Consider the following 15075-nt stretch of genomic DNA (forward strand, 5'->3'; position numbering starts at 1 on the left):
TGTCAGACCGCGCAAGCAGCCGCTGCGCGGTCTTTTTTATGCACTGTTGCGGTACCGGTAATGCGCGGGGTCCGGGCCGAATAGTTCTAGCATCAGCTCGTATTTGATGCGGTTGGCACTGACTTGTCTGTAAAAGGCGATCAGGAACGCGGTCGGGCCCTGTATCCGGCCAAGCCCGCTGATCGCGGCCACCACCGTGCCGACATCGGTCTTTCCTTGCAGCACCAGATAACCGCCCAACATCAGAATACCTACGGTTCCGGCGCCGTTGATTACGCTCAATAGGAACTTGGCCGAAAGCTTCCAAAGAAACATGCGCCGCCTTGTGTCATAGATGTCGTCGAACAGGGCATTGATATCCCGCTCGACGGCATCGATATCCTCGGTGGTCAGCCTATCAGTGGCGCTGCGCAAAAGGCGGACGCGTTCGGCGACAAACGTGTTCACTTTGCGTTGCGACACCAGAACGATAATGATCTGCGGCACAATCATGGAAAACGCGATAAGGCCAAGGCCTGGCTGCGTTGAGGATATGTACCCGATCACGCTGACCAGCGTTCCAACCTGAACCACCGGGTCCGAGAACGCGCCCCCTGCGAACTTGCCCAGCTCCTCAGCCTCGGCTGAGATGGCGGTCGTCATGGTACCTTTGCGCAGATTTTCACCCGTTTCCTTCAGGTCGGTAGCACGCCACAGCAAGCGTTGCCGGATCAGCCGGATCATGTCTTCGCCCAATGTACCCGCGCGAAAACCCAGAACCCATTTCAGGGCGAGGCTCAGCAGGATGACAATCATCATGCCGATGCCCAGCAGAACCAGCTTTTCGACGTGAAGATCATTGGACGTAAGGTGGTTGACGATATCGCGCTGAAATTCAAGCGGAACAGCGGCAAGCGCCGCAATGGCAATGGATAACAGGATGAGGATAATCTGCCGCCCGGCGCTGGCGCGCCAAATCGCGGAATAAAGCTGAAACATGCGGGTATCCGTGTTGCCCCTGTGACGACACATTGGCAGGGCTGGGTAACGGGTTCAAACTTTATGAAACATACGGCGGATAAGGCCGTGCCGATTTGGCAACAAGTTACGCTTGGTCCGTCAGGCGAACCACGACGTCTCCGGCCATCATGTCTGCATTCGCACGGTCAAAGCGCAGATACGCGATTCCTTGGCCGCCTGATTGCGTGAACAGGGTGCCGACGGGTTTGCCGTTTGCGGTAATCTCAGTCCCCGCCGGAACCGATCCTTCGACAAAGACCCGCCGCAAGCCTTTGCGCAACTCGGTCTTGTGTTTCATGCGCGCAGTCACTTCCTGACCGACATAGCAACCCTTTTTGAAATCCACACCATTCAGCGCCTCGAACCCGGATTCGAGGATATAGCTGTCTGGCGTAAGTTCGACCCCAGCCTCGGGGATGCAGTGTCGAACGCGCAGCGCGTCCCAGTCGGTTCCGTCATCGCCATCTGGGGCTGTCGAATAGTCACGCCAACCCATATCCGCGTGACGGGGGTCGGGCAGGGCGGTGTCCGGTGCTGGACCTGTGCCGCGCTGCAGATGCAGATCCGTGCCTTCGATCACCACATCCGCACGGAGTTTGTACATGTTCAGGCGCTTGATCAGGTCATCTGCATGTGGCTCGGCCACGTCCAGCAGCACCCCAACGTCATCGCGTTTCAGAAAGAAATCTGCCAGATACTTGCCCTGTGGTGTAAGCAGTGCGGCATAGACCAACCCATTGCCCAATCCCTGAACGTCATTGGTTACAAGATCCTGCAAAAAGTTTTCGGTGTCCGAGCCAGTCAGGCGCAGGATGCGGCGGGTGGGCATGGCTTGGTCCTCGTCATTGCCTTTGGCCTCGTGATATAGGAAGTCTCGCAGCCAAGACCAGAGGTTATCGGACGTGCCCGCACCCGTCACTGTAGTGATTCCAACCTTGAATGCCGCCGATTCCTTGCCTGCGTGCCTTGAAGCCCTGATGGAAGGGGTGCATTCCGGGCTGATCCGGGACCTGATCGTCAGCGATGCAGGCTCAACTGACCAGACGTTGAGAATAGCAGAAGATGTTGGCGCGCATGTCATTAGAGGTGAGCCATCGCGCGGCGGTCAATTGCGCCGGGGGTGCGCGCATGCTGATGGAGACTGGCTTCTGATCCTTCATGCAGATACCGTGTTGCAAGAGGGATGGGCCAAGAGCGTAAGCGCCCATCTGCCATCCAACGCACCAGCGGCGTTTCGGTTGGCTTTTCGCGCGCGTGGGCTTGCGCCAGCCTGGGTGGCCGGATGGGCCAATTTGCGCAGCAGGCTGTTCGGTTTACCGTACGGAGATCAGGGGTTGCTGGTTCCGCGTGATGTCTATCTGGCGGCTGGTGGGTATCCGGACCAACCCTTGATGGAAGATGTGGCGCTGGTGCGCGCATTGCCACGGATCGCAATACTCGAGTCGCGTGCCTTTACGAGCGCGGAGCGCTATGAACAGGCAGGTTGGACTCGACGGGGCATGCGGAACTTGTGGACACTTCTGCGCTATTTTCTGGGGGTTGATCCACAGGTGTTGGCGCGGGGCTATCGACGTTGAGCGCCCGGCGCAATTCGACCAAAGATTTTCCCAGTCGAAACGGGGCCGCAAAGCTAACAAGACAAAGCGCCACGATTTGCAGAACCAGAATATGGGCATTGGCCTGCAGGTATTCCCACTCGTCCTTCAACTTGCCGACTTGCTGGATCAGGTCGTCATAGCTTTGTGCCAGGATCTGATAATCTCCGGCAATCGCGGGCACCTTGCGGCGCATGTTGTCGATGGCCACCTGGGTTTTGTCGTCCAGAGACGTGAAAACGAGGAACTGGTCGATATCGAAAGCATCAGCTTTGGCCGTCATATCCCGCAGCTCGTCCATTTCATCTTTGCCCTGACTTCCGAACAGGAAGTGCAGGCCCTGCAAGGGGGCCACTTCGTTGGTTACGGCGATGAACAGGGGCAACTCCGAGTTGCTGGCAGTTGATGCCGACAGGAATTCAACCTTGTCGCACAGCACTGCCGTGTCAGGATCGTAAGCAGGGTCGCAGAAACGCAGACGAAACCGTGCGGCATCCCGGTCGAATGCCAATGTTGCGGCGTAGGCTACATCAATCTGGCGATCCAGTCGCGAACTGTCCGACGTATAAAGCCCCGCCAGAACAGCCACCAATGCGCCGATGCCACCCAGCACGACCCAGACCAGATCGGCCAGTTTCCATGCCCTGTGCCCTGCTGGTTTACGGAACAAAAAGGCGGTGCCGATCGATCCTGACAGAAAAAACAGGATAAGCAGGGGCAATTGGTTGTCAGTCACAAAACTCATGTGCACGATCTTAGAACGTCGCACGCTGCCTGCAACCGGGATCACGTGCAGTTGTAACTTCTTACCAGACACCGGCGCACAGTACGAAACCAGGAGCGGCTTGCGGACACATCCCCGACAGTGGCGGTACTTTAACCACTGGAATCCGGCTTGACAAAAATCCCGGTTTTGACAGACACCACGCCCAAGTGAATAGGGCCCAAGACCCTTGTTGCGCGTATTCTGCGGGAAAGGTCGGGCATGACCCTGTTCGTCACTCTGATTATTCTGTCGGCGGCGTTGCTGCATGCCGTATGGAATGCCATCGTGAAAACGGCGGCGGACCGCACCACCATGCTGGGTCTGGTCGCGTTGGGTCAGGTGTTGCCGGCAGCGGTAATGGTGTTGGTGCTGCCCCTGCCGAACACACAGAGCTTTGTCTATATCCTGCTCTCGACCGTCGTGCATTTCGGCTATTACTTCATGCTGAGCAAGGCCTACCAGCATGGCGATCTGAGTGTGGTTTACCCCATAGCACGCGGGATTGTTCCGGCACTGGTCTCGCTTTGGGCAATGGCGTTGGTTGGCGAGGTTCTGCCTTGGCAGGCCTGGGGCGGAATCGCCCTGATTGCAGTTGGCATTCAGCTGAGCAGCTGGGCCGCGCTGCGTTCGGGCGTCGGGCGCAGCGCGCTGGGATTCGCGCTGGGAACCGGGTTTTGCATTTCGATCTATTCGGTCGTTGACGGCATCGGGGTGCGGCTGTCAGGCAATACGCTCAGCTATTGGGCGTGGGGGGCCTTTCTGCACCTGTTCATTGCAGGGTTTGTCGGAGTCAGGAAACGCGCCACCCTGAAAGACCTGCCAGCCAGAATATGGACGACGGGCCTTTTAGGCGGGCTGGTTTCTATGACAGCGTATGGTCTGGTGCTTTACGCCAAGAACTTTGCGCCGCTGGGGGCGGTTTCGGCCCTGCGGGAAACCTCGGTCATCTTTGCGGCGCTGATCGGGTTCATTTTCCTGAAGGAAGGCAACTGGATGCGACGCCTGGGCGCCGCGGTCCTCATGGCGATTGGCGTCGCGCTGATCGGCACGGCGGTCTGATCCATTCTCTGAGCCACGGCGAGACGCGTTATCCGGCTGCGCCTTCTGATTGAAGCGCCCGGAAATACCGGATCGTTGCATCCAACCCTTCCTTCAGCTGCACCGTAGGCTCCCAGTTCAGAAGGGTCCGCGCCAGCGTGATATCGGGCTGACGTTGTTTTGGGTCATCCTCGGGCAACTCCCTGAAACTGATGGGGGTTTCCGCGCCAACAAGCGCCTGCACCTCGCGGGCCAGCTCGTTCATCGAGAATTCGTTGGGATTGCCCAGATTGACCGGGCCGGTGACCTCCTTGCCAGTATCCATCAGGCGGATGAACCCTTCGATCAGATCATCCACGTAGCAGAATGACCGGGTCTGCGTGCCGTCGCCAAAGATGGTGATCGCCTCGCCGGTCAGGGCCTGCATGATAAAGTTCGACACAACGCGCCCGTCGGCGGGGTGCATTCGGGGGCCGTAAGTGTTGAAGATGCGGGCGACCTTGATCTCAAGCCCCATCTGCCGGTGGTAATCAAAGAACAACGTCTCGGCACACCGCTTGCCCTCGTCATAGCACGAGCGCGGACCAACCGGGTTGACGTTGCCCCAATAGTCTTCGGTCTGCGGATGGATCGTCGGGTCACCGTAGACCTCAGACGTCGAAGCCTGAAAGATCTTGCATTTCAGACGTTTCGCCAGACCCAGCATGTTGATCGCGCCATGCACGCTGGTCTTGGTCGTCTGCACCGGATCGTGCTGATAATGCACGGGTGAGGCCGGGCAGGCGAGGTTGTATATCTCGTCCACCTCGACGAACAGCGGGAAGGTCACATCGTGGCGCATGAACTCGAAGCGCGGGTTGTTGTGCAGATGGTCGATATTGCGCTTGGTGCCGGTGAACAGGTTGTCGACGCACAAAACCTCATGCCCCTGATCCAGAAGCCGGTCGCACAGATGCGAGCCCAGAAACCCGGCCCCACCGGTTACGAGAACACGTTTTCGACTGTCATAAAGGCGGGCCATTGCAAATCCTTAATCGTTAAATCCAAGCCAGCTTGTCACAGGGAAGCCGGCTCTTTGTTTGATTAGTAAACCGAAGGAATTTGAATTGCAGTAGATTTTGGTTTTTTGAGGGCGCGTGTGGTGTTGTGGTGTCTTCCGCCCAGTCAATGCTTGATGCTGCGGATGTTAAAAGCTGTACCAGAAAAAAACGCATCTCAGTGTGCAAGAGCAACAATTACGAACGTCTTTGCTGCGCGCACTACGACTCGGCTATAGCGCTCCTAATTTCTTGCTTGTCTGTTTGTCCAAGTTGGACGTTATCAAGTAGCCATTCGAGTGCTTCTTTCGCTTCGGAGCCTCTGTGCTGCGCCATCCACACCTCGGAATTCTTCCAAGCACTGCCTACGTGGATCTTGCGATGTTGAATCGCTTGGCTCTGGAAAAAGGAAAAGTTTCGCCAAGCGAACAATTCTTTCTTTTCGCTAAGCGAAGGGTCATTGGGCGAAGCCGCGAAGCTCATTTTCGGATGTACTTGAAGATTTCTGTCGCTCCGCAGTGCTTGTCGAAATGTAATTTTGCGGTGCTTACAATAATTCATATCTAACGGAAACAAAGTACGACGAAGTAAAAAAACTAACTCGTCCAGCTTGTGTAAGTCAAAAAACTCAACGTGAATGCTATCAGTGCGGTAGCGATGTTTTGTATCACCTGAGCGATGTAGGCGAGAGACAAACTGTCTCGTAGGTTCGAACATGCCGTGTGCCGCAAAAATGCGCCGCGGCAAAACGCTTTCAGGAAAACAGGAAGGCGGGCAAAGCACGCTCGGCAGTAAATCTTGTGCCACGAACTCACATCTTGTGAAAGCACCATAAACGTCATGACCCAGCTTCGACACGTTGCCGCCATTGAGGAGCAATAAGCACTTGCTATATTTTTCGATTGCCTGGCCTGCACTCCAGTAAAATTGGTGAGCTAGGCGAACTTTAGCAGCCCAGCGAGCTGTTAGGTAGTCTTCGTCAGCCGCGTCTCTAAAAGTTCTCCAAGCAAGTGAACGGGCTGACGTATTCGTTTCGGGCAGATTGCTCAAACATCCAACTCCTCCACAAACCGCGCGTTCTCCTGAATATACTGGAACCGCAGTTCGGGTTTTTTGCCCATCAGACGCTCGACCAGATCGCCGGTCTCGCCGGGCTCGTCCTCGTCAATGGTGACCCGGATCAGTTTGCGGGATTTGGGGTCCATCGTGGTCTCTTTCAGGTCCTTGGCGTCCATTTCACCCAGACCCTTAAAGCGGGACACGTCGATCTTACCCTTGCCGCCCAGACCTTTCTTCAGCCATTCGTCGCGCTCGGCCTCGTCCAGACAGTAGACGCGTTTGGCACCCTGGGTCAGGCGGTACAAAGGCGGGCAGGCCAGGTACAGGTGGCCCGCGTCAATCATCGGGCGCATCTGGGTGAAGAAGAACGTCATCAGCAAGGACGCGATATGCGCCCCGTCCACATCCGCGTCGGTCATGATGATGACCTTGTCATAGCGCAGGTCGTCGACGTTGAACTTGGTGCCAAGCCCGACACCCAGCGCCTGTGTCAGGTCGTTGATCTCGGCATTGGTGCCCAGTTTCGAACTGGCCGCGCCCAGCACGTTCAGGATCTTGCCGCGCAGGGGCAGCAGGGCCTGCGTTTTGCGGTCGCGGCCCATCTTGGCCGAACCGCCCGCAGAATCGCCTTCGACGATGAATAATTCCGTGCCATCGCGTGTTGAACTGGAACAGTCCACCAGCTTGCCGGGAAGACGAAGTTTCTTAGTGGCGGACTTGCGTTGCGTTTCCTTCTCGGCCCGACGGCGCAGGCGTTCTTCGGCCCTCAGGATGAGGAAGTCGAGGATCGCGCCGGCGGATTTCGTATCAGCCGCCAGCCAGTTGTCGAAATGGTCACGGACGGCGTTTTCGACCAGCCGCTGCGCCTCGACCGTGGCCAGACGGTCTTTGGTCTGGCCTACGAATTCCGGCTCGCGGATAAAGCACGACACCAGCGCGCAGCCACCTGTCAGCAGGTCGTCGCGGGTGATCTGCGCGGCTTTCTTATTGTTGATCAACTCGCCATATGCCTTGATCCCCTTGAGGATCGCAGCCCAGAAACCGGCCACATGGGTGCCGCCTTCGGGGGTGGGAACGGTGTTACAATAGGACTGGATGAACCCGTCACGCGACGGTGTCCAGTTGATCGCCCATTCGACCTTGCCGGGGGTGCCGAATTTCTCGTTGAAATCGACGGTGCCCGCAAAGGGTTGCTCGGCATAGGTGGACGAGCCGTTCATCGTCTCTTTCAGGTAATCCGACAGGCCACCGGGAAAGTGGAACGAGGCCTCAAGCGGGGTTTCGCCGTCATCGATGGCGGTTTTCCAGCGGATTTCGACGCCCGAGAACAGATAGGCCTTGGAGCGGATGGATTTGAACAGCCGCGCGGGTTTGAACTTGTGATGGCCAAAGATGTCCGGGTCGGCGTGGAAGGTCACCGTTGTGCCGCGCCGGTTCGGGGCCGCGCCAACCTTTTCGACCGGGCCAAGCGGGATACCGCGCGAGAAACGTTGTTCATATAGCTGCTTGTCCCGCGCCACCTGCACGACCATCGAATCAGACAGCGCGTTCACCACCGACGCACCAACCCCGTGCAAGCCGCCCGAGGTCTGATAGGCCTTGCCCGAGAACTTGCCACCCGCGTGCAGGGTACACAGGATCACCTCCAAAGCCGACTTGCCCGGAAATTTCGGATGCGGGTCGATCGGGATACCGCGCCCGTTGTCACGGACGGTCAGGGCGTAGTCGGAATGCAGCTCGACCTCGATCCGGTTGGCAAAGCCTGCCACCGCCTCGTCCATCGAGTTGTCGAGGATCTCGGCCAACATATGGTGCAGCGCACGCTCATCCGTGCCGCCAATATACATGCCGGGGCGTTTGCGAACCGGTTCCAGCCCTTCGAGCACCTCGATCGAGGAGGCGTCATAGGTAGAAGTGGCGCTGGGCGTCAACAGATCTTCGGGCATGGGTGCTGCTCTTGTTTTTGGGTTTCCGCCATTATGGCAGGTGATGTGGTCCGGGGGAAGAGGGACGCGAGGTGTTGTGCGTTTTCTGTCATGCCGCTTGCAATCCGTGCAGATAACCAGTCCTTTGATCCCGGTATAGCGGAGGTGAATAAATGAGCTGGATCAGAACCGTTCCGTTCGAAGACGCGACCGGAAAGTTGAAGAAACTCTATGAACGCGTGACCGGGCCGAACAATAACGTAGACAACATCATGATGGCACACAGCCTTCGCCCGCACTCGATGGAAGGCCATATGGCCATGTACAAGGCAGTGCTGCATCATTCTGGCAACAAGATACCGAAATGGTTTCTGGAAGTGCTGGGGGTTTGGGTCAGCTCACTGAACCGGTGCGGGTATTGCGTCGAGCATCACTTTGCAGGTCTTCAGCGCTTGCTGGGTGATACGGTGCGTGGCAACGCGATCAGGGCAGCGATTGAGGCGCGCGATCCCTCGGCTGCACCGCTGGATAAGGCGCAAATGGCTGCGATGGATTATGCCCGCAAGTTGACCGAAGCGCCGGGCGATCTGGTCGAGGCGGATGTCAGCGCCCTGCGCGACGCGGGGTGGGATGATGGCGAAATCCTAGAGATCAATCAGGTTTGCTCCTACTTTTCATATGCAAACCGGACGGTTCTGGGGCTTGGGTGCTCAACCGATGGTGATGAGTTGGGGTTGTCGCCGAACAACTCTGACAACCCTGACGATTGGGGGCACCGGTAAGGTGCTAAAGATGTCGTTGGCGCTGCGACAAAGGCTGCCTGGCTTGCCGTTGCGCGCGGGCGGGGCCTGATTACGTCAGGCCAGTCCATTCCAGAATGGCCTGTGCCACGGCCCGCGGGTTTTGATGATGCAACCAATGATCGGTCCCAGGGATCGTGACACGGGTGAGGTGGGTGGCAAACGCCTCCAGCCCCTCAGTGGCTTCTGGTAAAAGGGCTTTGTCATCCGGCCCCCAAATCAACAAGTGCGGACACCTGACATGCAACCGGTCGAGCGGCAGGTCGGGCAGGTCTGTCGCGGGGACACCGGGTTTGGCGACAACCAACGGAGAGGCTCTGTACCAATTCAGCATCGCCTGCAGCCGACCGGGTCGGGCCCATTCAGTGCTGTAGTCGGCCATGCGAGCTTCGGTCAACCAATCCAGCCCCATACCGTGGCGAAAGAACTGTTCCAGCATCGCAAAGTTGTTTTCGGACAGTTTTTGTGCGGCATCGGGTGCTCGCAGCAGATTGATATATTGCGAGGCTGTGGATTGTGCGCCACCCAATGCCATCGCGCGTTGAAACGGCACCGGATGTACTCCGTTTGCAATGATTAACCGATCAACGAGTTCCGGGCGGAACATGGCAACGCCATAAGCCACCGATGCGCCCCAGTCGTGACCCAGCAGCGCAACGGGCGCGCCGCAGGTTTCAATCAGTGCGGCCATGTCTGTGACCAGTTGCGACAGGGTATAGTTCTGCACCCCTTCGGGACACCAGCTTTGGCCATAACCGCGCTGGTCCGGAGCAATACAATAAAAGCGTTCGGCCAGATGAGGCGCAAGATCGGCCCAGGCACCGCTGTATTCGGGGAAACCATGCAGCATCAATAATGGTGGCGCGGCTTTGTCGCCCCATGTCCTGACGTGGAAAGAATGGCCGTTCAGCTTGAAAAAAGACGTCTGCATTGGAACAAGGGATCCGCGCTGGAAATCATGGGTTTTTGAGGCATCTATTTGACACCAATCAAAGCGCATTTCCGAGCTTTCTGCTAGCCACCCTTCAGGACAGTAGAAAAGGACAGGATGTATGGACGCCATTGCCACGACCAACGCAGAACCCACCCAGATCAAGACCACGCTCGCCAAAGACACCGACCCTTCAGCGCCCAGCCCCGAGAAAATCCGGCAGGCGTTTGAAAGTGGGAAATACCCCTATGGCCGCAAAATGGCCCGGTCGGTGTATGAGACGCAAAAAGCCAATCTGCAGGCCGAGCTTTTGAAGGTTCAGCTGTGGGCGCAGGAAACGGGGCAGCGGTTTGTGTTGTTGTTCGAAGGGCGCGATGCGGCCGGCAAAGGGGGTACGATCAAGCGGTTCATGGAGCACCTGAACCCGCGTCAGGCCCGTGTCGTTGCATTGAACAAACCCACCTGGGAAGAGAAAGGCCAGTGGTACTACCAGCGCTACATTCAGGAGATGCCGACCGTAGGCGAAATGGTGTTCTATGACCGGTCCTGGTACAACCGTGCGGGTGTGGAACGGGTTATGGGGTTCTGCACACCCAACGAATATCTTGAGTTCATGCGGCAAACGCCCGAGTTGGAACGGATGCTGGTGCGCTCGGGCATTCAGCTATACAAATACTGGTTCTCGGTTACGCAGCAAGAACAGCAGCGCCGTTTCAAAAGCCGCGAAACCGACCCCTTGAAGCAATGGAAACTGTCGCCCATCGACAAGGCAAGCCTCAGCAAGTGGGACGACTATACCGAGGCGAAAGAAGCCATGTTCTTTTACACAGACACGGCTGACGCACCCTGGACGATTATCAAGTCAAATGACAAGAAACGCGCGCGCCTGAACTGTATGCGTCACTTCCTGTCCTCGCTGGATTACCCTGGCAAGGATCACGATATCGTGGGCGAGCCTGATCCGCTGATCGTAGGGCAGGCGCATCACGTTATCCACCGGTCCGAGCATATTCTGGGTACGGCTCTGCACCCCGACGCCCGCTGATTGCAAAGATGCCCGGCCTCAGGAAATGGTCGGGCATAAAAGTCTCAATATGAAATATTGCCGATCCGCTCTTGTCCCGCGCCAATGGCGCGCATATGGCTGGAGCGATGACAAAGGTGATGACATATCCGGCCCATTTTCGGGCCATTGCCGTTCTCGGCCTGCCACTGGTTGGTGGTCATCTGGCGCAATACGCAATCGGCTTGACCGACACCATCATGCTGGGTTGGTACGGGGTCGAGGCGTTGGCGGCCGTTACCTTGGCCAACAGTTATTATTTCGTGTTGTTTTTGTTTGGTGCGGGATTTGGATGGGCCGTCATGCCCATGGTTGCCACAGCGGCGGCGGAAGGGGACGAAACCAGCATTCGCCGCTCGACCCGGATGGGGCTGTGGTTGTCGTTGCTGTATGCCGTGGTTGTCATGCCCTTGCTGTGGTGGTCCTATCCGATCCTGATCGCCATGAAGCAGGAACCGCAAATTGCTGAAACCGCAGCCGAATATCTGCGAGTTGCCGGTTGGGGATTGTTTCCGGCCCTCATTGTGATGGTGTTGAAAAGCTATCTGGCGGCATTGGAGCGAACGCAGATTGTTTTGTGGATCACAATTGCGGCGGCGGCTGTGAACGGGCTGACCAATTATGCGCTGATCTTCGGCAACTGGGGTGCCCCCGAACTGGGCGTGACAGGGGCGGCAATCGCCTCGATCACGACACAAGTTGTTTCGCTGATCGCGGTTGTTATCTATGTGATCCGGACGTTGCCAGAGCACAGCCTATTCCAACGGTTCTGGCGACCGGATTGGGAAATGTTTGCCAGCGTATGGAAGCTGGGTGTACCCATCGGCTTGACCACATTGGCCGAAGTTTCACTGTTCGCGACTTCTGCGGTGATGATGGGCTGGCTGGGTCAGGTCCCGCTGGCTGCGCATGGGATCGCCCTGAATCTGGCGTCAGCCACTTTCATGGTTCACCTGGGGTTATCAAATGCGGCGACCATCCGGGCTGGCAATGCGCTGGGTCGTCGGGACAGGGCGCATCTGGAAAAGGGCGCAATTTCCGTGACTGGTATGTCGCTGGTCATGTCGGTGGCAACCATCATTCTGTTCCTGACCTGCGCCGAGCCTTTGATTTCCCTGTTCATGGAAACAGATGATCCGCAGCGGGGGCAAATCCTGACCATCGGAACCGGATTGCTTGCCATGGCGGCGTTGTTTCAGCTGGTCGACGGCGCGCAGGTGATTGCGCTGGGCCTGCTGCGCGGGTTGCAGGATGCCAAGATCCCAATGGTCATGGCGGCGCTCAGCTATTGGGTCGTAGGGATTCCCGCGTCGTATTATTTCGGCTTTGTCCGTCATATGGACGGCATCGGCGTCTGGCTGGGCCTGGTGCTTGGTCTCGCCTTCGCGGCCGTGCTTCTCATGACCCGGTTCTGGATGTATTCGGTACAGCAGATACAGGCATCGGCCGAGCCCGCCTAGTCTTTCTCCAGCCGATCTGCCTTTTTTCGCACCAGTACCGTACGCAGGTCGTGCATGGCCATCAATAACCTGTCTGTCACATCCTCCAGCTGCGTGTCGCTTGCCTTGGACTGTGCCCATTGCGTGGTCAGATTCAGATAGTCGACCGCGCGATGGATATCGTCAATGTCGCGCTGGGCCAACAGGGCCCGGCGCTCTTCCATCCATTGGGCAATCTCGGCCTGATCCCGGTCTGACAGCGTCCGCTGCCCGTGCGGCTTGACCTCGCCATTGCGGATATTGATGACGGCAATCTGGTCCATCTCGATCCGGCGCTGACGGTTTTCCGTATCGATCCGAAACACCGCAGCACCGTTTTCACGTATGCGAAAGTAATACTCAGGCAGTTCGGCGGACATGGTCACCTCAGAGAAGCACAAAAACGCTGGATGCGGCTGCAAGCTTCGGTCAGTGCCGCGTCGGACGTAGCATAGCTGACGCGGAAATTCGGCGACAGGCCAAAGGCGGCGCCAAATACGACAGCTACGTCGGCCTCTTCCAGAAGTGCGGTAGCAAAGGCTTCGTCGTCTACCAGAACTGTCCCGGCGGGCGTCGTCTTCCCGATCAATCCGGCGATAGACGGATAGACATAAAAGGCCCCTTCGGGTGTGGGGCAGGTGACGCCGTCAATCTTGTTCAGCATCCGAACCACCAGATCGCGCCGGCGCCTGAATGTCTCGTTATTCGGGGCCAGAAAATCCTGAGTTCCGTTCAGGGCCTCGACGGCAGCCCACTGACTGACCGAGCAGGGGTTCGAGGTGGATTGCGACTGGATCTTGCGCATGGCCGCGATGATTTCGACCGGACCGGCAGCATAACCGATGCGCCAACCGGTCATGGCATAGGCTTTTGAAACCCCGTTGCAGGTGAGGGTTCGGTCAAATAGGCCGGGTTCAACCTCGGCCGGGGTGCAGAACTCAAACCCGTCATAGGCCAGATGTTCGTACATGTCGTCCGACATGATCCAGACATGCGGATGACGCATCAGAACATCGGTCAGCGCCTTCAGTTGATCCCGACTGTACCCTGCGCCCGTCGGGTTCGAAGGCGAGTTAAAGATGAACCACTTTGTCTTGGGCGTGATGGCGGCTTCCAGTTGTTCTGGGGTCAGCTTGAAACTGTTTTCCAGCGTCGTCTCGACCACAACAGGGGTGCCACCGGCCAAAAGCACCATATCGGGGTAGCTGACCCAGTACGGTGCAGGGATGATCACCTCGTCGCCTTCATTCATCGTCGCCATCAGAGCATTGTACAGCGTTTGCTTGCCACCGGTCCCGACCGAGATCTGGGCCGGCGAATAGTCCAGCCCGTGGTCACGTTTCATCTTGGCACATGCCGCTTGTTTCAACTCGGGGATACCGTCCGGCGCGGTGTATTTGGTTTTGCCTGCTGCGATGGCCGCAACAGCGGCGTCTTTGATGTTCTGGGGCGTGTCAAAATCCGGCTCACCAGCGCTTAGGCCGATGACATCACGTCCGGCGGCCTTCAGCTCGGCTGCCTTGGCTGTCATGGCGATGGTGGGTGAAGGTTTGACGCGTGACAGTGTCGCAGACAGAAAACTCATGCTCGGCCTCGGTTTGTATGTTCAGCCCGACTGTCATAGGGTGCGTCCGAGTGACGATCAAGCAGTATAGACAATGTGAGATGGAGACCCGAATGAATGATGAAAACGACTGGTACGGTCCGGATTCTGCGACATTCGGAGACCGTCTGGCAGGCGCACGCGAAGCCGCGGGAATGACGCAGGCGCAACTGGCGCGGCGTCTTGGGGTCAAAAAGGCGACAATTTCAGATTGGGAAAACGATCTGTCCGAACCCCGGGCCAACAGGCTGTCAATGATGGCGGGCATGGTCAATGTCTCAATCATGTGGTTGTTGACCGGCGAGGGCGACGGCATGGATGCGCCCGTGGATGAGGGCGAAGGCGGTATGGAACTGTCCTCTGCCGTGGCCGAACTGCGCGCCATCCGTGCGGAAATGCGCGCCTGTTCTGAACGCGCAGCGCGTCTGGAAAAGAAAATGCGTCAGATGCTGGAGCAGAAGAATTGAGCGAACCCCGGGATGTGCGCATCAAACGCATGCAAATGCGGTCGATGCGACGCGGCATCAAAGAGATGGACATTATCCTGTCCGCCTATGCCGGTCGCAATCTGGCCGACATGGATACCGCCGGGCTGGATGTCTATGACGCGCTGTTGCATGAAAATGACCAGGACCTTTATCAATGGGTCACAGGGCAGGTGCAGCCTCCGGCGCGATTTGCCAACCTGATTGCAGACATAGCGCAAACCTTTCAGAAATAAGGCAAAGTTCCGCTTAACCGATTTTTCGGATTTTCGGTTCATCGTGTGTCAAACAGCGCG

Annotated in this window: 15 protein-coding genes and 1 pseudogene; 7 read left to right on the forward strand and 9 right to left on the reverse strand. The window is 57.4% G+C overall.

Features of this window, described 5'->3' with window-relative positions:
• Positions 1-36: 36 nt before the first annotated feature.
• Together ACR0AP_RS00360 and ygfZ are read right to left on the reverse strand one after the other, a co-directional pair.
• The gene (locus ACR0AP_RS00360; protein WP_480504582.1) at positions 37-978 is read right to left on the reverse strand and encodes an ABC transporter transmembrane domain-containing protein; all 942 of its coding nucleotides are present in this window, start codon (positions 976-978) and stop codon (positions 37-39) included.
• A gap of 106 nt (positions 979-1084) precedes the next feature.
• The gene (gene ygfZ, locus ACR0AP_RS00365) at positions 1085-1828 is read right to left on the reverse strand and encodes a CAF17-like 4Fe-4S cluster assembly/insertion protein YgfZ (RefSeq protein ID WP_480504583.1); all 744 of its coding nucleotides are present in this window, start codon (positions 1826-1828) and stop codon (positions 1085-1087) included.
• A gap of 73 nt (positions 1829-1901) precedes the next feature.
• Here ygfZ and ACR0AP_RS00370 point away from each other — a divergent pair, with 73 nt between their 5' ends.
• Positions 1902-2576 (forward strand): TIGR04283 family arsenosugar biosynthesis glycosyltransferase, encoded by a 675-nt coding sequence (locus ACR0AP_RS00370; protein ID WP_480504585.1) that lies wholly within the window; start codon positions 1902-1904, stop codon positions 2574-2576.
• Positions 2577-2583: 7 nt separating this feature from the next.
• Here ACR0AP_RS00370 and ACR0AP_RS00375 read toward each other — a convergent pair.
• Positions 2584-3339: pseudogene (locus ACR0AP_RS00375) on the reverse strand (hypothetical protein); the annotation flags it as partial.
• A 240-nt stretch (positions 3340-3579) separates the two neighbouring features.
• Between ACR0AP_RS00375 and ACR0AP_RS00380 the strand changes: the two are divergent.
• Complete coding sequence (locus ACR0AP_RS00380; protein ID WP_480504587.1) at positions 3580-4419, forward strand: EamA family transporter; 840 nt, start codon at positions 3580-3582, stop codon at positions 4417-4419.
• Positions 4420-4447: 28 nt separating this feature from the next.
• Here ACR0AP_RS00380 and ACR0AP_RS00385 read toward each other — a convergent pair whose 3' ends face one another.
• The 3 genes from ACR0AP_RS00385 to parE all read right to left on the reverse strand — a co-directional run bounded on the left by ACR0AP_RS00385 (position 4448) and on the right by parE (position 8440).
• The gene (locus tag ACR0AP_RS00385) at positions 4448-5419 is read right to left on the reverse strand and encodes a UDP-glucuronic acid decarboxylase family protein (protein ID WP_480504589.1); all 972 of its coding nucleotides are present in this window, start codon (positions 5417-5419) and stop codon (positions 4448-4450) included.
• Positions 5420-5657: 238 nt separating this feature from the next.
• On the reverse strand, positions 5658-6485 hold the full coding sequence (locus ACR0AP_RS00390; protein WP_480504591.1) for a hypothetical protein: 828 nt from the start codon (positions 6483-6485) through the stop codon (positions 5658-5660).
• Entirely contained in the window at positions 6482-8440 is a 1959-nt protein-coding gene (parE, locus tag ACR0AP_RS00395; RefSeq protein ID WP_267364771.1) for a DNA topoisomerase IV subunit B, read from the reverse strand. The genes ACR0AP_RS00390 and parE overlap by 4 nt, the downstream gene beginning before the upstream one ends.
• A 152-nt stretch (positions 8441-8592) precedes the next feature.
• On the opposite strand from parE, the gene ACR0AP_RS00400 reads away from it, so the two are divergent.
• A complete protein-coding gene (locus ACR0AP_RS00400) occupies positions 8593-9201 on the forward strand; it encodes a carboxymuconolactone decarboxylase family protein (protein WP_480485209.1) in 609 nt (202 codons plus the stop codon).
• Between the two features lie 70 nt (positions 9202-9271).
• Here ACR0AP_RS00400 and ACR0AP_RS00405 read toward each other — a convergent pair whose 3' ends face one another.
• Positions 9272-10150 (reverse strand): alpha/beta fold hydrolase, encoded by an 879-nt coding sequence (locus ACR0AP_RS00405; RefSeq protein WP_480504594.1) that lies wholly within the window; start codon positions 10148-10150, stop codon positions 9272-9274.
• Between the two features lie 121 nt (positions 10151-10271).
• On the opposite strand from ACR0AP_RS00405, the gene ppk2 reads away from it, so the two are divergent.
• Both ppk2 and ACR0AP_RS00415 read left to right on the forward strand, forming a co-directional pair.
• On the forward strand, positions 10272-11195 hold the full coding sequence (gene ppk2, locus ACR0AP_RS00410; RefSeq protein WP_267367366.1) for a polyphosphate kinase 2: 924 nt from the start codon (positions 10272-10274) through the stop codon (positions 11193-11195).
• A gap of 107 nt (positions 11196-11302) precedes the next feature.
• Complete coding sequence (locus ACR0AP_RS00415) at positions 11303-12673, forward strand: MATE family efflux transporter (protein ID WP_480484274.1); 1371 nt, start codon at positions 11303-11305, stop codon at positions 12671-12673.
• Here ACR0AP_RS00415 and ACR0AP_RS00420 read toward each other — a convergent pair.
• Complete coding sequence (locus ACR0AP_RS00420) at positions 12670-13071, reverse strand: hypothetical protein (RefSeq protein WP_480504596.1); 402 nt, start codon at positions 13069-13071, stop codon at positions 12670-12672. The genes ACR0AP_RS00415 and ACR0AP_RS00420 overlap by 4 nt on opposite strands.
• Before the next feature lie 2 nt (positions 13072-13073).
• Entirely contained in the window at positions 13074-14276 is a 1203-nt protein-coding gene (locus ACR0AP_RS00425; RefSeq protein ID WP_480504598.1) for a pyridoxal phosphate-dependent aminotransferase, read from the reverse strand.
• Positions 14277-14368: 92 nt separating this feature from the next.
• Between ACR0AP_RS00425 and ACR0AP_RS00430 the strand changes: the two genes are divergently transcribed.
• Both ACR0AP_RS00430 and ACR0AP_RS00435 read left to right on the forward strand, forming a co-directional pair.
• Entirely contained in the window at positions 14369-14761 is a 393-nt protein-coding gene (locus tag ACR0AP_RS00430) for a helix-turn-helix domain-containing protein (protein ID WP_267366820.1), read from the forward strand.
• A 29-nt stretch (positions 14762-14790) separates the two neighbouring features.
• Positions 14791-15015 carry a succinate dehydrogenase assembly factor 2 gene (locus ACR0AP_RS00435; protein ID WP_480505786.1) on the forward strand — a complete coding sequence of 75 codons (225 nt, stop codon included), beginning with the start codon at positions 14791-14793 and terminating at the stop codon, positions 15013-15015.
• Positions 15016-15075 lie beyond the last annotated feature (60 nt).

The sequence above is a fragment of the Ruegeria sp. AF7 genome (assembly GCF_056541885.1).